This is a genomic window from Bacillus cereus group sp. BcHK124, assembly GCF_027712065.1.
GTDB classification, from domain to species: Bacteria; Bacillota; Bacilli; order Bacillales; family Bacillaceae_G; genus Bacillus_A; species Bacillus_A pacificus.
In genome coordinates, this window is record NZ_JAQFPJ010000018.1 from 26,419 (window position 1) to 45,917 (window position 19,499).

A 19,499-nucleotide genomic window follows, 5' to 3' on the forward strand; every position below is an offset into this window, starting at 1 on the left:
CACATCATTTACACATTTAAAAATTTATTAAGAAATGAACCATTTTGATATATATGTCTCATTTTGATACATATACACATTTTTGTTTATCGATTTCGATTAATACTTATGATAAATTGCTACACATAGCTAGTTTATAGCTTCAATTTAATTGTGGTAATTTCGTCACAATTAAATTAGTTAAAATAATATTTCATCTTTTATCTTTCATAAAAAATTTAAAAAGGAGTTTTTTCAAATGAAGAACCGAGTAAACCCAGCATTATTACCAGGCTTAGAAATGTATCCAGATCAAGATTTACGCCCAGAGTGTTTGCCAACAATGAGAGAAGAAGCGTCAAAAGTCTTCCCACCTACCATTGTTGATGAAACTCTTTCTGTAACAAATGAGGTCATTGAGGGACCTGATGCGAATCCATTACGATTAAAAATTTATCGTCCAAAATCAAATAATGAATCCTTACCTGCCCTGTTGTGGATACATGGTGGCGGATATATCTTGGGATCTATAAATGATAATGATGATCTTGCTGTAAAAATTGCAAAAGAGGCTAACTGTATGGTCGTTTCTGTAGATTACCGTTTAGCTCCTGAACATCCTTATCCAGCTCCAATTGAAGATTGTTATGCAGCATTAACATGGATTGCTGATAACGCGGAGACATTAAACATTGATTCGAATCGAATTGGTGTTGCAGGAGTGAGCGCTGGGGGCGGACTAACAGCTGCATTAACATTATTAGCTCGCGATCGACAGTATCCTTCTATTTGTTTCCAAATGCCACTTTATCCAATGATTGACGATCGTAATAATACACCTTCTGCAAATGAAATTAAACAAGGATTTGTTTGGAATCAAAAATCAAATGAAGCTGGCTGGAAAATGTATTTAGGGAAATTACATGGAACAGATCATATTCCTGCCTATGCAGCCGCTGCTCGAGCAGAAGATTATCGTAATTTACCACGCACTTACACATGTGTTGGTCAATTGGACCCATTCCGTAGTGAAACACTAACTTATGTAACCAAACTTGCAGAAGCTGGTGTTGATGTTGAATTCCATTTATATCCTGGAGCTTATCATGGGTTCGAAATGATGCATCCAGATGCTGATATATCTGTTCACGCTTGGAATGATTATGTACGAGCAGTTAAGACTGGTTTCGCAAAAAAGTAGCTAAGGTAACAACTTCTTTTTGCAATGTATCATTTTTCACTTTCAGTTGTTGTACCTCTGTATTGTTAACAGCTTGAGTAAAACAAGCTGTTAACAATACAGCTCCAGAAATCCAAAAATCTCTGGGGCTTCCTTATATATTTAGCTCTTTTTGCTTTTTGTTTTGTTTATGTCTATACAGCAACTTTCGACTTATTAGAGAAATCACTAATAAGATTAGTATCAATACGAACAATTGCATGAATGATAAATCAAAATATTTAGCACCTGTAACGATTAAAAGTGTAGAAATCGTTCCTTTTACAACGAAAAAAATAATAACCCATAATCCGCCTTTTTTCCAGTTCATTTTTATATTCCCTTTCCTACGTTTTAATTCTTAAATGGGACACCTTATTAGAAATCTACTATATTAATAAAAAGTCATGTCTAATTAAATGCAACGATTCTATATTAAGTGAAAATGATATTCAATGTCAATTTTGTTGATTATATATATCTATTTTTCCATCTCAATCTCTTCCCACTTTGTTTCTTATAAACAATGAACTCTTGTCTTCAAATAAAAACACCTCCATTGCATTTGCACACTTAGTATGCGAATGCAAGAGGTGTTTTTTCCATGTACCATCAGATGCTTTATTTATTCGTTTAAGTTCTTAATACGTACCTATTTTCTAGTACACAATAACTGGATCATACGTGTTCAAGCTATCATACACAGTTTTTGCAACGTTAGGAAGAAGATTCACACAACCACCTGATCCTCCTGTTAAATAAGCATTACTTCCCCAGTCTTTTCGCCAGCCGGCATCGTGGAATCCTTGACCGCTATTTGTGAATGGAACCCAGTAATCTACTTTCACTGCATAATCAGCTTTCCCTACTGCGCTACCTCTTAGCGTATATGGTGTTCGTTTGTATAAAACGTACCACACACCTGGTGATGTATCTTCACCTGTGCTATGTTTACCCGTTACTACATTTGTTGTGAGGACTAATTTACCCTCTTTGTAAATCCAAATTTGTTGATCTGCAATTGAAACTTCTGCATATGTGTCTCCGATGCCATTATTCGATGTTGTTTTATAACCGATCCCTTCCTTCTCCCAACCATTTCCGTGAATATTAGAAGCAGAAAGTGATTTTTCGCCTTTCTCAAAGGCTTGTTGAACTTGTTTTGTCTCTTTTTCAACATCTAGTGCCCAGCCGTATCCTTGACCTTTTACTGATATGACCGAACCAGAATGCGTTTTAAAAGCGAAGTCTTTATGTAATGTAGATTTAGCCTTATTAATTTCAGCAACCTTATTCTTAATTTCGCTCGCATCGATTGTCACCTTCATATCTTTTGACATAGACGCGTTTTGAATTAAATCTTTCGCTTTTAATGAATACACTTCATCCTGCACTTTATAATCAACAGACTGCGTAAGAAGATTTTGTAATGCTTTCTCTTCTTTTTTAATAATCGGATCGTCTTCTTTAATAGGCTGTATGTATGCAGACTTTAGATGAATTTCACTTTTATGCTTCTGCTTATCGTAATCTTTTAGTAAACTCGCAACGTCATACTGTTTTCCATCAACACTCTTCGAAATTACAACTTTTCCTTGTTCAAGCTTCGCCATAGCATCTTGAGGTGCTTTTAATTTTTCATTCATGGAAACAAGCTTTTCTTCTACAAGTTTTTTCATCGTTTCACTACGATACTGATCCGCTTCTTTCGATAACAATGAATACTCTTTTTCCTTTGAAGAAGGGAAAAATGTCCACTGGCTTTTTAATAGTTTCTTAACTTGCGGCAAATCTTTTTCCGTCAGTTCCGTCTTTGTCTCTTTTTCATCTAAAATTTGTTGTTGATCAATATAAACTTTGTTTGCTAATCCAGATGTTTTTAATTTCTGTATTGCCTGATCAGCGCTCAAACCACCGACTTTTGTATCATTAATCGTAACATTAGAATTGAAGTGAGTTGCTTGATAATAGCTCATTCCCCCAAGGAGAAGTGCAAGTACTCCGCCACCTGCTGCGATAAGCTTCCAATTTGTAAAACGTTTTTTTGATCTTACCCGTTTTTTCTCAACTTCTTCAACAGATTCATTTACTGTATTGTTGTTCATCAATCTTTCCCCCGTATACATTAACGTCAATTGATTTTAAACCAAAACCATTGATTAGTGTACCTTATTTTTCCTGAAATTTCATTGTTTTAACCAGATTTTATCTATTAAAGTTAGATTTTTTAATAGAAAGATATATAAAGATGGTAAATAACGCGAAAAAGGACCACATCAATTGAGTTATTATGGGACCCATCGCATTTTGAAGGAGGAAACTCTATAAACATTTTAACCTAGTAAAGTAATTTTTAGAAGGTCCAAGTTAAAGACAGGCAGCATAGAATATCTCTTATTTATGAAAAATATCCACAAAAAATGACCTACATGTAGACTCTTTTTTGTGAATATTTTAATGCCGCATGTTTTATTAATTTAAATGCAAACCATGCTTCCTGCTTGTCACCAAGTTTCACAACCTCTACTATCGGCCTAATTAATTTCACCTTATGATATCTTTCTCATCAACAATTTCAAGTTTCTTGAAAACTATTATATATGTTTATACCACGCTTTATTGATACGTTTAATCTTTACAGGTGTTGAATTTTTAAACTCATCCTTTGTTGTAACCTTATTATTAGAACATCCTGCAATAGCGAGACAGCATGTAGCCAATAAAACTAATACTATTAATTTCTTCAAATAGCCACTCCTATATAAGGGAAATATTATATTAAGAAAATTAAACATAACATCGAATCTTTATAAAAACAATATATTTCCTAGTTTTATTATCCGTTGGCAGATTAAAGCACACCTTAAGGAGCATGAATCCAATGTCTAATTTCCATTTTATCCGATTCTCAATGTTTATTCCAACATAAAAAGATAGCTATTATTGTTGAAAACTAATTATCTCTCAAAATGAAAAATATGAACTGAATTCCTATAACCCAATATAGTTTACTCAGCTAACTTTTCCCCTGTAACAATCCGAAACAAAGTAGCTGCATTTTTTTCTTCTAATTGAGCGTACCGATTACCACCCGAGATGATTTCCACTTTATCCTTATTAGGGCTTATCCAAATTTGATACAACACAGCTTTCGCCTCTATTTTCGAATTTTTAAATTGAAAAACAAAATGATAATCAGCTGGACGAGACATTTCCACTTTTTTATTTTCAAAAGTAGTATCCTTTAATATTTTCTTTACTTGCATCACTTCATTATTATCTGTCACTACCTTAAAATCTTCATATTCATTATCACCAATATTTTTTTGCACTTCGATTCTTTGCTCTTCATTTTCTAATCCAGTTGAACAGCCGGTTATTATGAATATACAGATACTAATCATAACTAGAGACCAATTTCTAACTTTCATATTAATACCCTCTTTTCAATACAAAATATTTTAATTTGTAAAATAAAGGTAATTAATTTAAACTTAAAAATATAAATAATAAAGAGAACGGAGTATCGTTCCATGCAGTTACAAACATACACTTGGAAAAGTTATACGTTTCTTCTTGTAAGTATATTCATTACTATTAATCTCTTTCTCTTCACACCTATTTTAGACCGAGTTGGAGTAGAATATATCGTGCCTTTCGCCTACTTCATATTAGCTTCCGCTGTCATAGCGATCCTATTAGCGGTCATCTCTTTTTGTAGCCGAGCTGAGAAAAAGATTTTAGCCATTATCGGGTTATGTTTTACTTTATTTAATACAGCAATTATTTTATTCTTCCTTTGGTTTGGTTACCATTTCACTTAAGTGAAGTATAAATAAATCCCATAAGCTACAAATAAAATTAGTAAAATAGAAATGCTGAGTACCGTGTATATAATCCATTTTAAACTTGAACTCATATACGCCCTCCTCTCACCTTCTAACAATTCCATTATATAACAAAAAAGCATTGGATACCCAATGCTTTTTACACTTACACAAATAAAGACGTATTCGCATATAAAGCTGGTGAACCACCTGAATGTACGAATAAAATGTTGTCTTCTTTTTTAAATGTACCTTTTCTAATTAAGTCGATTAGCCCCGCTACTGCTTTACCTGTATACACTGGATCCAGTAAAATACCTTCTGTTTTCGCAAGTAATTGCACTGCTTCCACCATTTCCGGCGTTGGTAACGCATAACCTGGTCCTACATATTCATCAAAGCATGTAACAGCTTCGCGCGGGATAAAGTTTGGAATACCAACGTGAGCTGACGTTTCATCTACAAGTTTTGCTACTTTCTCTTCTTGCTCTGCTTTTCCTCTACTTACGTTAATGCCGATTACTGGAATGTTACTTTGTGTTCCAGCAAAACCAGTAATTAAACCAGCGTGCATACCGCCGCTACCACTTACGCAAACGACTGAACTGAAATCAATTCCTTGGTCAAATGATTGCGCCATAATTTCTTGCGCACAAGCAACGTACCCCATTGCGCCAGTAGGATTTGATCCACCAACCGGAATTACATATGGTGTACTACCTTTTTCACTAACTTCTTTCGCGACTTTATGCATCTCTTCCATAAGATCTGCTCCGTTTCGTACAACAATGACATTTTCAGCACCTAGTAAATGATATAAGAAATAGTTTCCGTTAAAATCTGGCTTCTCTTCTGGCTCAAGCCCTTCTTCTAATACAAGAATACATTTCATTTTTTCTTTTACCGCAGCTGCCAGTGTTAGGCGGCAATGGTTTGACTGAATACCACCAGCTGTAATTAACGTATCTGCACCCTTTGCCTGTGCATCCGCAACTAGAAACTCTAACTTTCTCGTCTTATTACCACCAGCTGTTAAACCAAGTAAATCATCTCGTTTAAAATAAATAGTCGGCCCGCCAAGCTCTTCAGAAAAATTGTTTAATTTCTCAATTGGTGTATATGATTCGGTATATTTTTTTCTCGGGAATTTAGCTAAATTCATGAATAACGCTCCTTTGTACTTCTTTCACAATGTATGTAACGATACTATTATTGCATGTAAAAATGATGAAGTCATCTTTCTTGGATAAAAATGTGTTGGAATTCGGTTTTGGCGAATGGAATTGCATTGAAGGTTTTATCTTCAATGCGGTACATGAAATTATAATAATGATTTTAACCATATTACGGTACATGAAATTTATATCGACGATTCAACATAAGATATCGATTTATCGACAAAAACTGGCAACATAAAAGGACCCACTCGATAAAAAGGAGGCCCTCTTCCAATCACTTATTTGCCGAAAAACGAAGTAGCTGTGTTAATCCTGGTTCTAAATTCATTTCGCCTTTATGGCGTACGTATACGATTTTGTCCCCGTCAAAATTGGGTGGGTTTCCTGGATTATAAGCATGCCACTCGTCCGCTCCTTCTACAGCGTACTCCATGTATTCTGTTGCACCGACGATTACGTTTTTACTATCATCTGCCGTTACATTTGGTGCCATTTGTGCAATTTTCGAATCACTAATTAACAATTTCTTTATTTCCTTATCACGTTTGTAATCGTAAGCTGTCACCATTACATCGCTACCATATGCTTTCACTTGCAACCCTTGTTTGAATGAAGAGCCATCAGGAGCAGTCTTCTCTCCTCCATTTGGTCCAGCCGACATCCAGCCTGTTTCAATACCACCCGTATTTACAACTGTAAATCCTTTTTCATCTCCGCCTGCAATTTTCTTTTTACCAGCCCAATCCGGTAAATTTAAATCCCAGTGCGTGTGGCTCGTGAAGAAAACAACTTGCGGGTAATTTTTTAATATATCGTACAATTTATCCACGTTTAAATAGTCATTTAAATATGGTGACTGTCTTGATCCAGACACAGTATCAGGTAAAACGTGATGAGAAAAAATGAAAATCGGCTTGTTTTTATCTTTTTGACTATATTCTTCTAAATTTTGTTTTAACCAACCTAATTGTTCATCACTCATATATACTTCATCCCACATTTTTGAATCGTGGTATTTCATATATTTTTCCGTTCCTAAAAATAAAAGCGGATAACCATCTAATTCTTTTTTATGATATACCTTTTCTTGTCCGCTAAATTTCAGATAGCGGTTAAATAAAGTTTCCTCAGTTACACCATTTGGCCATGTACTTTGAGATAACTTCCCATCAGCTGTCCATTTTCCAGCGTAAAACTCATGATTCCCAACAGTTGACCATACATTTTCGGGATGCTTATTTTTGTTTAACACACGCTTCACATCATCATATTGTGACTGTTGTCCAGTTGGCGTTATATCCCCATTCATAATAAGCGCTCTAGAAAGTGGCGTCACTTTGTTCATATCTTTTAACACGTGATCAAAGTCTCCTAAATCCCCTTGAATGTCACTAATAACGTTAAAAGTTGTAGCTGATTTTCGAACTTGCTCTTTCCCTTCCGCATATGCTGAAAATGTCGGTAATAATGCCGCCATAACTGCTAACGAAGCAACTGTCTTTTTCATACAAATTCTCCCCCTAATAATAGAATGTACAAACTGACATGTTCTGCCTTCTCTTAGGTGCTTGTCCAATTCACATTATAAGGAGAGATTGTAAAGATAGATGGAGTTAAAAGTTAAGTGTTTTTTAAGAGGATTTGTTGGTTTTCAGTTTATCTCTTTAACTTTTCTTCATTTAATCCAAATAACTCTGGCAAAACAAAATCCCCATCTTTCCTAATCAATACATCATCAAACCAAATTTCACCCCCACCATACTCTGGTCTTTGAATGTTTACTAAGTCCCAATGTATCGCTGAATTATTTCCGTTGTCTGCACCTTGCAATGAATCTCCAATCGCTAGATGAAAACTACCATTTATTTTTTCATCAAATAACGTATTATTCATCGGATGTAGTATGTAGGGGTTAAAAGCTAGCGCGAACTCTCCAATATATCTTGCTCCCTCATCCATATCAAGAATTCTGTTCATTCGCTCTGTATCATTTGCATGTGCCTCTATTATTTTCCCCTGTTTAACATGTAACTTTATATTTTGAAACGCATAACCTTGTTGAACGGAAACTGTATTAAATGTTATTACTCCATTCACTGAATCTTTGACAGGTGCTGTATATATTTCGCCATCCGGGATATTATCCGTACCATCCCCCTTTAAAACGCCTATTTCTTCAATGGAAAACTCCAAATCCGTTCCTTCTCCAATAATCCTCACTCGTTTTGTCTTTTCCATTAATTCTTTTAATGGCTCCATTGCTTTTGACATGTTGTTATAATCTAGCGTACATACATCATAGTAGAATTTTTCATAAGCCTCCGTGCTCATATTTGCTTCTTGTGCAGAAGCCGCATTCGGAATACGAGTTGTCACCCATCTCGTTTTATACACCGCTTCACTATGAGCTTTTCCAAATATCGTTTGATATAACTTCATTTTTTCTGCCGGTACATCCGCTAATTCATATGCATTTCTAGGACTACGAAGATTAATATACACTTGCATCTTACTTAATCGGTAACATTCCCAATCTGCTAATAACTTAAATTGTTCTTCAGATCCTGACAAAATTAATTGCCTCGTAACAGACACGTCGCGCATTGATACATGCGCATATCCACTTGCTTTTTCCACTGACTTAATAATTTCACGAACGACTGCGGGGGCTATCTCTGTAACACTTTGGATCAACACTTGATCACCAGGTCGCACTTTCGTAGAATGGTTGACTAATACATCTGCTAATTTCGATAACCTTTGCTTCACTACTTAATTTGTTACATTCATACTTCATATTCTTTACATTATCGAATTTCCCTTCCTAGTTCATATTTCCCACTTGTTCTTCCACAAAAAAAGACACAGAGATTCCTCCCCATGCCTACTAATTCCTACTTCTTCACCGCATGCACATAATGCACCGTCTCAAAAGCTTTTAAATAATCGTTTCGTCCTTCAAAATAGAATGCATTTATATCTTCTGGTGATAAATGCTCATAAATGAGTAAGCCCGCCTTCTCTAACAGTGCTTCCATTTCGGCGTAAGAATAACATGATTTCATCGGTTCTCCGCCTACTGCAGCCATTTTCACCATGTTTTCAACTCGGTTAGACAACCCTTTTTCCGTAAATAAGTTTTCATCGGGATAATCAAAAACGATAGTGCTCCCTTCCGGAACCATCTCGAATAAACATTCTATTAAACTAGCAAGTTCCTCTTTCGTTAAATAGTACGTTACACCTAACAGACTAAAGAACGTCTTTTTATTTTCAAATCCTTCATTCCGTAACTGTTCATAGGAAAATCCTTTCGTGAAATCCATCGCAACAAAATGAATATTATTTGGAACTTCAAGTTCTGCTTCTTTTATTCTTTCCTTCTTAAACTGCTGCGTAGAAGGATAATCCACTTCAAATACTTCTATTTTATTTTCTAATTCTCGGTGTCTAAAACTGAACGTATCTAATCCCGCACCGAGTATAACGTATTGTTTCGCTCCCAGCGTAATCTCGTGTAGTAATACTCTTTCACAATATGCCGCACGCGCTAAAGGTGTTGGTGATAATTGAACTTGCGTAATCCATTTTAATATTTCTTTCGGATTGTCTTGAAACTGCTCTGCAATGTCTGTATTGAAAAAATGGATTCCTTGAACCATGTTCGTTTCAATATCGCTTCGTTCTTTTGGCGATATGAACTCTTTAGCTACATAATCATCAAATATTTTCGGACTATCAAATTCACTATGATATGCTCTTCCGAAAGCTGATACTAGCGACGTTATACTTGATTCACCTTTTTTCACGCACATACACTCCTTCATTTTGACAATAAAAATAGGGTTCCCCTGGCCAGGAGAACCCTATTATACACTTTATTTTTATATTGGTAAATTATAGCACAAATAAGTTTTTTTGTCAAGTTTCCAGCCTACTATCACTTCGGCAATTTGTATATTCTCTAGCAGGAAAATTGTCACTTTACACCGAATACCCAAATTATAACAATACACATGGAGGTCAATATGAAACGATTCGTCATTATTACAGTAGGAAAAACGCACAGCGGTAAAACTACATTTGCAAAAGCTTTAGAAAAAGAGTTACCCCACTCTTTCGTTATGGATCAAGATAACCAAGCTGAATTTATTAATAAACATTATGAAAAATTACAACCAGCTGAAGGCGCTAATACATTTAAGCACGGTCTTTCTAAATTCATTGTTGATTATGCGAAAGAACATACAAATTTACACCTTATTATTAGTAACTCCAATCGCAGTAAAAATGGAAGGTTATATTTACTAAACGAATTATTTCCACAAAATGAATATGTACGCATACTCGTTCACTTTGAAATTCCAGATGATGTACTTTACGAAAGAGTGGCTCGAAGCACACGAAGTACGAATATTTTTAGAGGTAGTTATTCTAGTTTCAAAGAAGTTCTGAATCGCCAACAGGCCGAGTCACTTCACGAAGATGTTGTAGATCCTATAGAAAACGAGGCTGATTATTTGTTTGTTATCCGCAATAATAAAGATGTAAACTTTACTATTGAAGAAATTGTTCATCTAGCTAAAGATTTGTCCCCTACCCAAAAATAAAAGATTATAAAAATTACATAATCATAGATTATTATGCAAATCCTTCCTCTAAGCGCCTAACATAGTATATAATGATAAGATAATCTACTTCTATATGCTCATTTTTACACAAAACAGTTCATGCATATGAAAGAAAAGAGGTACAAAAATATGAAAACAAAACAAACAATCGCTGCGTCTACACTAGCTTTAGCAATGATTGCTGGCGCAAACTCTGCTCATGCGGAAGTAACTGATGCTACTCCTCAGCAAAGTACGGGAGATCGATTAGCTGAAATTAAGCAACATAAACAAGAGTTAGATGCGAAATTGCAGCAACACAAAGAAAACGTGGATCAAACATTAAATGAACTTAACAAAGTTAAGGAAAATGTTGATACGAAGGTTAATGAACTACATGAACGCAAACAAGTTGCCGATGAAAAAATTAACGAGATTAAACAACATAAACAAGAATTAGATGCAAAACTTCAGCAAGACAAGCAAATCGCCGAAGATAAAATCGCTGAAATAAAAGAGCATAAAAAACAAGTAGAAGATAAAGTTGCTGAAGTGAAAGAGCATAAGCAAAATATCGATAATAAGGTTAATGAGATTAAAGAACATAAACAAACTGTCGATGAAAAAGTGAATGAAATGAAGCAACATAAAGAGAACATCGATCAAAAGGTTAATGAACTTAAAGAAGTAAAAAAACAAGTAGATGACAAATTAGCTGAGTTAAAGAAAGCGAAACAAACTGCTGAGGACAAACTTGCTGAGCTAAAAGAAAACAAACCGAATACTGGTAACACGTTAGAGGAACTTAAGAAAATTAAAGGCAATTTAGATAGCCTTTCCGCTAACTTAGAACTAGCTAAACAAGATGTGAAAAATAAACTAGCTGAATTACAAAAAGCTAGAGAAGATTTACTAAATAAAATTAACGAAATTAAACAAACGAAACAAACTGTTTCAGACGATTTAACAAAGAAAAAACAAGACTTAGATATTAAAATCAACGACTTTAAACATACTGAGAAAAAAATTGAGGACAAATTAGCTGAGGTACATACTACGAAGCAAAATGTAGATAACAAAATTAATGAAGTATCTCAATCAAAACAAACCGAAACAAAGACTGGTACTACAAACACAAACAATAACGCTAAAGAACTTCCTAACGCTGGTAGTGAGCAATCAAATAATATGGCTTTAGGTATGTTATCTGTATTAGGCGGCGTTTTATTAGTAACTCGCAATAAAATTAAAACGTTATTCTCAAAATAAAGCCATTATACTTATTAGAAATAATTATACAAAGGCCAACCGCATGTACGGTTGGCCCTTTTCTTTATATTAACTTTCCATCCCTTAGCGTCAATATACGATCACATACATCAAGCATTCTTTCATCATGTGTAATCATAATGGCTGCTTTTTGGCTCTCTTTCACTTCACGTTTCATCATTTCAACAACTTCACGTGCGCGTTTTGAGTCTAAGCTTGCCGTTGGCTCATCTGCTAATATTAAATCTGGGTTGTTCATGAATGCACGAGCGATTGCTACCCTTTGTTTTTCCCCACCAGATAGTTGATTTGGATAATGATTTTTTCTTTCTTCTAATCCAAATGCCGCTAATAAATGATCCGCACGCTTTTCTGATTCTTGTTTACTTTCTTTTTTTAACTTCGCAATGTAAAGTAATTGTTCTTTTACATTTAAATATGGAACAAGATTTGCAAACTGGAAAATGAAGCCGATTTTTTTCAAACGAATGTCTGTCATTTCCTTTTCTGATAACTTCGTAATATTTTGCTCACGAATGTAAATATCCCCTTTTGATGGTGATAATAATGCACCCGCGATTGATAATAACGTACTTTTCCCTGATCCAGAAGGACCGACGATTCCGATAAATTCTCCAGCTTTTACATCAAGCGATATCGGATGAAGGGCAGTTACTTCCGTATCCCCTTCTCCGTACACTTTACTTACTTTGTCTAGTTTTAATAATGAAGTCATTACATCCCGCCTCCAATTGCTTCTAGCGCATCAACTTTTAATACTTGATATAACGAAATAAGTGTTCCTAAAATACTAATGACGATAAAGATTGCTGCATATTGTGCAATCATCGGTGTTGTTAATAAAAACGGCATACCTGCTGGTAAAATTGTTTCTAATCCTTGTACAAGAACAATACTAATTACCATCGCAACGATTGATAAGAATAACGCCTGTACGACTAAACTATTTGCTAAATACGAGTTCTTCGTACCAATTGCTTTTAATACGCCTAATTGCTGTGTTTTTTGTAGTGTAATAACGTAGAAGAATACACCGATTAATAACGCAGCGATAACAAGTAAGAACGCAATGATCATCGTTAATGTTCCCTGCTCTTCTTTAAACCCTGGAATACTTTGCAGCACTTCTTTTTTGTCAATTACGTGTGCATTTTTAATCTCTTTATCTGTATTAAGTGCAATTGCACTATAATCTTTTTGGTTTGGTTGTGAAATAGCGCCCCATACGTCTTCATTTACATAAACGACTGGTGTATGGCTAAACATTTGATCTTTCGTAAATCCAACGATTGTAAATTCCTTCTTTGAAACAGGATCAATAATTGTATCTCCGATATCGATTCCTTTTTCTTTAATGGATTCATCAGCAACCATCTCGTTGTTTGCTGTGCCTAATTTCTCACCTTTTACAATGTTCGGTTCTAAAAATGAATCACGTTCACTTGAGAAAATCGCAACATCCACTTTTTTCGAACTATCTTTCTTTTCATACGTTGAAACTTTCACACGAAACGGAACAGCCTCTTTCTCGCCTACTTGATTTACTACGTTATCTACATCGTCTTTCTTAATTTGTGAACGAAGTAATTTATTTTCCGCATCATCTGCTAAAACGAACTTATTTGCCTCCATATTTTGAATCGATGAAGCATTATCATATGATAATCCATTTGCTAATCCTGAAATAACAAGAACTAAAAATGATAATAACACCATAATAAGTCCGATTAATCCGTATCGTAATTTTGATTGTTTTAATTCACGCAGAGCTAAAAACATTTCGCTCGCTCCTTCCTCTTTCTTTCTATGCACTTATCATAAAAAAGAAATATGAACGGAATATGAACAGAAGATTACAGAGAGTAAGATTTAATTTTCAGAAAGTATTGAAAATAATCAAAATCCTTGATACAATTCAGTCAAATAATCTTGACCGAGTAATTTCATTTAAGGAGTTGATCATTTTGAAGCCCATGTTCACACTTACTACTTATAGCCAACTAAAAGCAATGAGCGATCCACTACGTGTCGAAATGATGATGCGTCTATGCGAACGTCCTTATACAGGGCAACTACTATCTGAGAAATTCGGCATTCCAAGGGCTAAAATTCATTATCATTTAAAAGAATTAGAAAAGAATGGTTTTATAGAAATTGTATATACAGAAGAAAAGAATGGCATCGTTCAAAAGTTTTATCAATCTGTCGCTAGAGGCTTCACCCCTGCCGCAGACCTATTACCTCATTTAGAAATGGTAAGCGAATCCGGCCGCCAAATCTTTTTACAAATGTCAGAAAGAACGAAAAGCCATATTCTCGCTGCACCAGAAGAAGCTTTTACATTACGAAAAGAAAGCGAAGACCCTGCTGATTGGAATTATGTTTCATCTTGCTGGGAATTTGATGCTACGCCAGAACAATTTCAAGTATGGGTGAAAAAATTTCATGAATTGATGGCTGAATTAAATGAAATCGCCAAAGACGCGGATAAAGATCCAAATAGTAAATCTTATTATATTTCTACTACTGCACTTCAAATCGCAGAGAGAACAATGCAGCAATTTGTTAAAGAAGAAGAAAAATCGTAATACGATTTTTTTTACATAAACGGTCAAATTTATTTTACCGAATAAATTTCTTATAAAGGAGTAGATTAAATGGACATATTGAAAAACCGGAATTTCCTCTTATTATTTTTAGGAAGAATTTTTACAAACATAGGAGATAGTTTGTATTATGTAGCGGCGATGTGGCTCGTATACAAATTAAGTGGTAATCCTTTTTATTCTGGATTAGCTGGTTTTCTTACGTTATTACCTTCTGCACTTCAATTTCTTACCGGTCCATTCGTTGATAGATGGTCCATTAAAAACACCCTCGTCATCACACAAGTTTTGCAATGCATTCTTATATTAATCATTCCTATTACACACTACTTCGATCTATTAACAGTCCAACTACTACTCATCATCATGCCCATCGTAGCCTTTATCGAACAATTCGCCTATCCCGCACAATCGAAAGCTTTACCACTTCTACTGCATAAAACACAATTGTTAAAAGGAAACTCTCTCTTCTCATTTGCATATCAAGGCATTGATTTAATTTGCACGACGCTTTCTGGCATATTAGTAGCACTATTTGGAGCAATCACTTTATATGTAATCGACTCTTTCACATTCGCGATTACTGCCCTTTTGTTCTTTTCATTAAAAATGCCAAAGCAAACCGAAACGGGCACCTCACTTTCAACGAAACAATATTTCTCTGATTTAAAAGAAGGGTTTTCAATCGTCTTCCGTTCATTAATGGGCGTTTTCTTAATTGGTTCCGTTGTTGCCAATTTTTCAATCGGTATGACGATGGCAATACTCCCTTCTTTCGCTGATTCTTTAGGCGGCGTGAAATCATATGGTTTCTTCTTAGCAGCTATATCCGCCGGCAGTTTAATTGGAGCACTATTCAGTTCATGGGTTGGCAAACGTAACGTTGGCCGCGTCTCCATTATTAGCTTTGCAACTGGCGCTATCTTTTGGTTTCTCTCTACAATTGTACCGTTTCAATGGTTGTCTATTTTCTTATTCGGCCTAGCTTGGATTCCGATTGGAGCCACGAACATATTATTTGCGACAATTAGTCAAATTGTAATTCCAAATCAATATATTGGACGCATCAACTCTGTCATGCGAAGTATGGGCACAATTGCGATGCCGTTCGGTTCTTTAATTGGCGGATACACCGCAAATGTATTGAGTAGCCAACTCATTTTCGCGCTCGCTAGCATCGGGATTTTCTTCATTTCTCTCGTATGGTTACTTCATCCGAAATTACGGGCTTTGCCGAAAGCTGATGAAATTACAGCGGATACTTTCGGGGTGCAGTTTAAGGAAGAGCGCGGGAAAGGTACGGCTTTATAACAGGAATGAGAGTACGTGAAATTTATATCGGCGATTTTTCAAATATATCAGCGCAACTCGAATTATATCGGCGATTTTCACAATATATCGGCGCAACTCGAATTATATCAGCGATTTTTCGATTTTATACAAAAAGAAGAGGCCGTTTCCAAACAGCCTCTTCCATCTATTTAGGAAGTTCCACCCGAACGGTCGTCCCTTCCCCTTTCGTGCTATAAACTGAAACGTTTCCGTTATGCAGTTCCACAATCTTTTGCACGATCGATAATCCTAAACCGCTACCTTCTACATTTCTTGCCCTTGCTGTATCCACCTTGTAAAAACGATCAAAAATACGATCCATTTCTTCTTGCTCCATACCGATTCCGTTATCGGATATAGAGATTATAACGCTAGACTCTAACTCTTCGACAAAAAACTCAATGGTCCCACCATCGTTTGAAAACTTAATGCTATTCGTGAAAATGTTACTCCATACTTGATGAAGAAGGTTTTCGTCACCTTTTATGACGATATCCGGCACATCAAATTCAACGGCGATATCTTTTTCACGCCATTTCCATTCGAGCATAAAAATGACGTCTTTAATTTGCTTCTGCAAATTGAATTCTTTTATTTGTAACACTTTCTCTTCTTTATCTAATGAAGCAAGCGTAAGTAACTGTTTACATAAACTAGACATTCGCTTACTTTCACCTTCAATAATTTGTAAGTAATGATTTCTTTCTTCCATGCTCATCTTTTCTGTTTGCAACGTTTTCGAAAAACCTTGTATAGAAGAAAGCGGCGACTGGAATTCATGTGAAACGTTCGAAACAAATTCTTGTCTCATTTCATCTAATTCTTTTATACTTTTCGTCATCTTTTGGAAGCTTGTAGATAACGTTCCTATTTCATCTTTTCGTTTTACATCTAATTCGATTTCATATTCACCACTCGCAATTTTTTGCGTAGCCTTCGTAAATTTACGAATGGGACGAACGATGTAACCTGCTGCAATCGCTATAAAGATAATACTTAATAGTACGATAAACCCAAGTAATACCGCTAAGAAAATTCGCATTTCGCCAAATTGGTTCTGAATGTCAGGACGAATAAATAAAGCGTACTGTTTATCACCGTGTTTTACCGGGACACCAACACTATTTATTAATTCATTATCGAAAAAACCAGTAATAAATAGGCGAGTCGGATATGTAGAAACACCATTAAACGTTTCACCTTGCAATACTTTATGAACGGTATCATCACTAATAGACGTCTTACGAAACGCATTGCCGATACGCTTTCCATTCTTTTGATCATCGACAATATAAATTTCATACCCTAACTTCGCAATAGATTGTAAGTACGCCTCTTGATTTTCTTCGCTTTGCTTTTCATATAATGACTTAACTTCTTCCGCATACTTTAAAATCTTTTCGCTGTTATATGGCTTTAACTTCACTTGATAATATACGTTTGTTAATAAAAAGCCGATAATACTACTAAGTAGCATAATACCGACTGTCATAAATACAAATCTAGAATATAGTGATTTCATCTTATTTCAGCTCCAACTTATAACCGAGTCCGCGCACTGTCGTAATTTGAAAATCATCCGTTCGTTTTGAGAAACGATCTCTTAGTCGCTTCACATGAACATCAACTGTCCGTTCATCCCCTTCAAAATCCATTCCCCATACTAGTTCAATTAACTCTTCTCTTGAAAATGTTCTCCCAGGATAACTAGCTAGTTGTGATAATAATTCAAATTCCTTTAACGGAAGTAAAATCGTCTGGCCGTTACACTTCACTTCAACACCTTTACGATCAATTGTCGTTCCATGGAGTGTAATTATGTCAGCGCTCAGCATTTGATAACGGCGTAATAAAGCTTTCATACGGAAAATGACTTCAGCTGGTTCAAATGGTTTTACGATATAATCGTCCGTACCAGAAATGAATCCTTTCTCTTTATCGACTAACTGATCCTTTGCTGTTAATAAAATAACAGGAATATCATGATACTTCCGAATTTCTTCACATAACGTATAGCCATCAACGAACGGCATCATAATGTCCACGATCGCAAGATGAATATTTTCCTTCTCTAGTACTTCTTGCGCTACCTTTCCGTCTTCCGCTTCAAAAACTGTAAACCCCTCTTTTTGTAAATGGTAATGCAATAACTCTCTAATATGCTTATCATCATCAGCTAATAAAATATGTATCATCTTCATTAAACCCTCTCTTGTTCATCCTTCTACATCACTACATTAAGAAACAATTGGATTTTTTGCAAGAAAAAGAAAAAGAATCTATTTTGAAAACAGATGATTCAAAATAGATTCTCACGTTTTAGTATTTAGATTATTTTAATCAAAAACAATTTCTAAGCTTTCGAAATATCAACAAATCCTTCTCCAAACACGTCACGAACATCGTGTATAGCGATGAACGCAGCTGGATCCGTAGTTTGAACAATTCGTTTTAGCTTCACTACTTCTTGCTTATTAATAACAACATATAGAATGTCCTTCGGCGTTTTCGTGTAATAGCCATGACCTGAATACACGGTAACCCCTCTGCCCATTAAGGTTGTTACCTTCCCGGCAATTTCATCCGGATTATCAGAAATAATTGTAATGGCCTTTTTCGGATTTAAACCTTCAATTACAAATTCCATTACTTTCGTTCCTACATATAGCATAATAATTGTCAGCATCAGTTTTTCTGCACCAATGATGAAATAAGATGAAAACGCAACGATTAAATCGAAGAACAGTAGACCATAGCTAATGCTCCAACCTAAGTATTTATGTGTCATCCTCGCTAAGATGGTAGTTCCTGCTGTCGTTCCACCAACGCGAATGATAAGACCAATCCCGCACCCGATAAATATTCCACCGAAAATGGCATTTACAAGCATTTCATCTGAAGTAATCGTCCATCCTTCTGTTAAATGAAGAAATAGTGAGTTCGTAACTACAGCGATAATCGTATAAATCGTTGTGATCTTATTTAAAAATTTATAGCCGACTATTAACAAAATCGCATTTAAAATTAAATTGACTAAACCTGGTGACCATTCAAATAAATAGTACGTAATAATCGTGATACCTGTTACCCCGCCCTCACCAAACTCGTTCGGGATAACAAACAAATTGACACCTAACGCAAAAAGAAATGCACCGATAATAATAAAAATAATGTCTGTCGTTCTTTTTTTCATACAGTACCTCACTTCTTATGTAAATATTTATTCTGTCATAAACTCTCACCATTATATCGTGGAATATTCAAATCGAACAGTGGTTTATTTTTATTTTCATATAGGATGATAACTTAACTTTATCCTATATCCACATGTAATTTAAAAAGGTTAACAACTGTATTTATTATGTACTACAAGTAAAGTTTTGATTTCGTATGCTATTTACGCTGAAAAGTGAATAGGAACACTCTCAATCGCACAAACTTCGAATACAAAACAAATA

The 19,499-nt window shown here is 35.2% G+C and carries 18 protein-coding genes; 6 read left to right on the top strand and 12 right to left on the bottom strand.

Annotated elements, in window-relative coordinates; genetic code table 11:
* The first annotated feature begins 238 nt into the window (after positions 1 to 238).
* A complete protein-coding gene (locus PDK19_RS21040) occupies positions 239 to 1,180 on the top strand; it encodes an alpha/beta hydrolase (protein WP_000797642.1) in 942 nt (313 codons plus the stop codon).
* A gap of 133 nt (positions 1,181 to 1,313) precedes the next feature.
* On the opposite strand, the gene PDK19_RS21045 is transcribed toward PDK19_RS21040, so the two are convergent.
* The 3 genes from PDK19_RS21045 to PDK19_RS21055 all read right to left on the bottom strand — a co-directional run bounded on the left by PDK19_RS21045 (position 1,314) and on the right by PDK19_RS21055 (position 4,629).
* Positions 1,314 to 1,529: a hypothetical protein gene (locus PDK19_RS21045; protein ID WP_001104101.1), complete on the bottom strand. Its 216-nt coding sequence runs from the start codon at positions 1,527 to 1,529 to the stop codon at positions 1,314 to 1,316.
* Between the two features lie 328 nt (positions 1,530 to 1,857).
* Positions 1,858 to 3,303 carry a L,D-transpeptidase family protein gene (locus PDK19_RS21050; RefSeq protein ID WP_001064101.1) on the bottom strand — a complete coding sequence of 482 codons (1,446 nt, stop codon included), beginning with the start codon at positions 3,301 to 3,303 and terminating at the stop codon, positions 1,858 to 1,860.
* 903 nt (positions 3,304 to 4,206) lie between these two features.
* Positions 4,207 to 4,629 (bottom strand): hypothetical protein, encoded by a 423-nt coding sequence (locus tag PDK19_RS21055; protein ID WP_000868336.1) that lies wholly within the window; start codon positions 4,627 to 4,629, stop codon positions 4,207 to 4,209.
* Positions 4,630 to 4,731: 102 nt separating this feature from the next.
* Between PDK19_RS21055 and PDK19_RS21060 the strand changes: the two genes are divergently transcribed.
* Entirely contained in the window at positions 4,732 to 5,022 is a 291-nt protein-coding gene (locus PDK19_RS21060) for a hypothetical protein (RefSeq protein WP_014893602.1), read from the top strand.
* A gap of 169 nt (positions 5,023 to 5,191) precedes the next feature.
* On the opposite strand, the gene PDK19_RS21065 is transcribed toward PDK19_RS21060, so the two are convergent.
* The 4 genes from PDK19_RS21065 to PDK19_RS21080 form a co-directional block, all read right to left on the bottom strand.
* A complete protein-coding gene (locus tag PDK19_RS21065; RefSeq protein WP_270707981.1) occupies positions 5,192 to 6,187 on the bottom strand; it encodes a D-cysteine desulfhydrase in 996 nt (331 codons plus the stop codon).
* Positions 6,188 to 6,477: 290 nt separating this feature from the next.
* Positions 6,478 to 7,710 (bottom strand): DUF4073 domain-containing protein, encoded by a 1,233-nt coding sequence (locus PDK19_RS21070; protein WP_270707983.1) that lies wholly within the window; start codon positions 7,708 to 7,710, stop codon positions 6,478 to 6,480.
* A 149-nt stretch (positions 7,711 to 7,859) separates the two neighbouring features.
* The gene (locus PDK19_RS21075; RefSeq protein ID WP_270707985.1) at positions 7,860 to 8,972 is read right to left on the bottom strand and encodes an aminopeptidase; all 1,113 of its coding nucleotides are present in this window, start codon (positions 8,970 to 8,972) and stop codon (positions 7,860 to 7,862) included.
* 125 nt (positions 8,973 to 9,097) lie between these two features.
* Complete coding sequence (locus PDK19_RS21080) at positions 9,098 to 10,018, bottom strand: class I SAM-dependent methyltransferase (RefSeq protein WP_053090667.1); 921 nt, start codon at positions 10,016 to 10,018, stop codon at positions 9,098 to 9,100.
* Positions 10,019 to 10,219: 201 nt separating this feature from the next.
* Here PDK19_RS21080 and PDK19_RS21085 point away from each other — a divergent pair, with 201 nt between their 5' ends.
* Positions 10,220 to 10,813, top strand: a complete 594-nt coding sequence (locus PDK19_RS21085) for an ATP-binding protein (protein WP_116733362.1) — start codon at positions 10,220 to 10,222, stop codon at positions 10,811 to 10,813.
* 150 nt (positions 10,814 to 10,963) lie between these two features.
* Positions 10,964 to 12,082 (top strand): LPXTG cell wall anchor domain-containing protein, encoded by a 1,119-nt coding sequence (locus PDK19_RS21090; protein ID WP_049113637.1) that lies wholly within the window; start codon positions 10,964 to 10,966, stop codon positions 12,080 to 12,082.
* A gap of 64 nt (positions 12,083 to 12,146) precedes the next feature.
* Here PDK19_RS21090 and PDK19_RS21095 read toward each other — a convergent pair whose 3' ends face one another.
* Both PDK19_RS21095 and PDK19_RS21100 read right to left on the bottom strand, forming a co-directional pair.
* Entirely contained in the window at positions 12,147 to 12,818 is a 672-nt protein-coding gene (locus tag PDK19_RS21095; RefSeq protein ID WP_000202578.1) for an ABC transporter ATP-binding protein, read from the bottom strand.
* On the bottom strand, positions 12,818 to 13,882 hold the full coding sequence (locus PDK19_RS21100; RefSeq protein WP_049113639.1) for an ABC transporter permease: 1,065 nt from the start codon (positions 13,880 to 13,882) through the stop codon (positions 12,818 to 12,820). Before PDK19_RS21100 ends, PDK19_RS21095 begins: the two co-directional genes overlap by 1 nt.
* 185 nt (positions 13,883 to 14,067) lie before the next feature.
* Between PDK19_RS21100 and PDK19_RS21105 the strand changes: the two genes are divergently transcribed.
* A complete protein-coding gene (locus PDK19_RS21105) occupies positions 14,068 to 14,691 on the top strand; it encodes an ArsR/SmtB family transcription factor (protein ID WP_074615514.1) in 624 nt (207 codons plus the stop codon).
* A 69-nt stretch (positions 14,692 to 14,760) separates the two neighbouring features.
* Positions 14,761 to 16,020 carry an MFS transporter gene (locus PDK19_RS21110; protein WP_270707989.1) on the top strand — a complete coding sequence of 420 codons (1,260 nt, stop codon included), beginning with the start codon at positions 14,761 to 14,763 and terminating at the stop codon, positions 16,018 to 16,020.
* A 166-nt stretch (positions 16,021 to 16,186) separates the two neighbouring features.
* Here PDK19_RS21110 and PDK19_RS21115 read toward each other — a convergent pair whose 3' ends face one another.
* The 3 genes from PDK19_RS21115 to PDK19_RS21125 all read right to left on the bottom strand — a co-directional run bounded on the left by PDK19_RS21115 (position 16,187) and on the right by PDK19_RS21125 (position 19,234).
* On the bottom strand, positions 16,187 to 17,563 hold the full coding sequence (locus tag PDK19_RS21115; RefSeq protein WP_000839497.1) for a sensor histidine kinase: 1,377 nt from the start codon (positions 17,561 to 17,563) through the stop codon (positions 16,187 to 16,189).
* A gap of 1 nt (position 17,564) precedes the next feature.
* On the bottom strand, positions 17,565 to 18,242 hold the full coding sequence (locus tag PDK19_RS21120; protein ID WP_000781974.1) for a response regulator transcription factor: 678 nt from the start codon (positions 18,240 to 18,242) through the stop codon (positions 17,565 to 17,567).
* 152 nt (positions 18,243 to 18,394) lie between these two features.
* On the bottom strand, positions 18,395 to 19,234 hold the full coding sequence (locus PDK19_RS21125; RefSeq protein WP_000747503.1) for a YitT family protein: 840 nt from the start codon (positions 19,232 to 19,234) through the stop codon (positions 18,395 to 18,397).
* Positions 19,235 to 19,499: the final 265 nt, after the last annotated feature.

Bases quoted from the DNA above. Each gene is read 5' to 3' on its own strand.
- PDK19_RS21070 (WP_270707983.1), bottom strand. From the start codon at position 7,710: ATGAAAAAGACAGTTGCTTCGTTAGCAGTTATGGCGGCATTATTACCG.
- PDK19_RS21090 (WP_049113637.1), top strand. From the start codon at position 10,964: ATGAAAACAAAACAAACAATCGCTGCGTCTACACTAGCTTTAGCAATG.
- PDK19_RS21080 (WP_053090667.1), bottom strand. From the start codon at position 10,018: ATGTGCGTGAAAAAAGGTGAATCAAGTATAACGTCGCTAGTATCAGCT.
- PDK19_RS21125 (WP_000747503.1), bottom strand. From the start codon at position 19,234: ATGAAAAAAAGAACGACAGACATTATTTTTATTATTATCGGTGCATTT.
- PDK19_RS21115 (WP_000839497.1), bottom strand. From the start codon at position 17,563: ATGAAATCACTATATTCTAGATTTGTATTTATGACAGTCGGTATTATG.
- PDK19_RS21055 (WP_000868336.1), bottom strand. From the start codon at position 4,629: ATGAAAGTTAGAAATTGGTCTCTAGTTATGATTAGTATCTGTATATTC.
- PDK19_RS21085 (WP_116733362.1), top strand. From the start codon at position 10,220: ATGGAGGTCAATATGAAACGATTCGTCATTATTACAGTAGGAAAAACG.
- PDK19_RS21050 (WP_001064101.1), bottom strand. From the start codon at position 3,303: ATGAACAACAATACAGTAAATGAATCTGTTGAAGAAGTTGAGAAAAAA.
- PDK19_RS21060 (WP_014893602.1), top strand. From the start codon at position 4,732: ATGCAGTTACAAACATACACTTGGAAAAGTTATACGTTTCTTCTTGTA.
- PDK19_RS21095 (WP_000202578.1), bottom strand. From the start codon at position 12,818: ATGACTTCATTATTAAAACTAGACAAAGTAAGTAAAGTGTACGGAGAA.
- PDK19_RS21110 (WP_270707989.1), top strand. From the start codon at position 14,761: ATGGACATATTGAAAAACCGGAATTTCCTCTTATTATTTTTAGGAAGA.
- PDK19_RS21065 (WP_270707981.1), bottom strand. From the start codon at position 6,187: ATGAATTTAGCTAAATTCCCGAGAAAAAAATATACCGAATCATATACA.
- PDK19_RS21040 (WP_000797642.1), top strand. From the start codon at position 239: ATGAAGAACCGAGTAAACCCAGCATTATTACCAGGCTTAGAAATGTAT.
- PDK19_RS21045 (WP_001104101.1), bottom strand. From the start codon at position 1,529: ATGAACTGGAAAAAAGGCGGATTATGGGTTATTATTTTTTTCGTTGTA.
- PDK19_RS21120 (WP_000781974.1), bottom strand. From the start codon at position 18,242: ATGAAGATGATACATATTTTATTAGCTGATGATGATAAGCATATTAGA.
- PDK19_RS21100 (WP_049113639.1), bottom strand. From the start codon at position 13,882: ATGTTTTTAGCTCTGCGTGAATTAAAACAATCAAAATTACGATACGGA.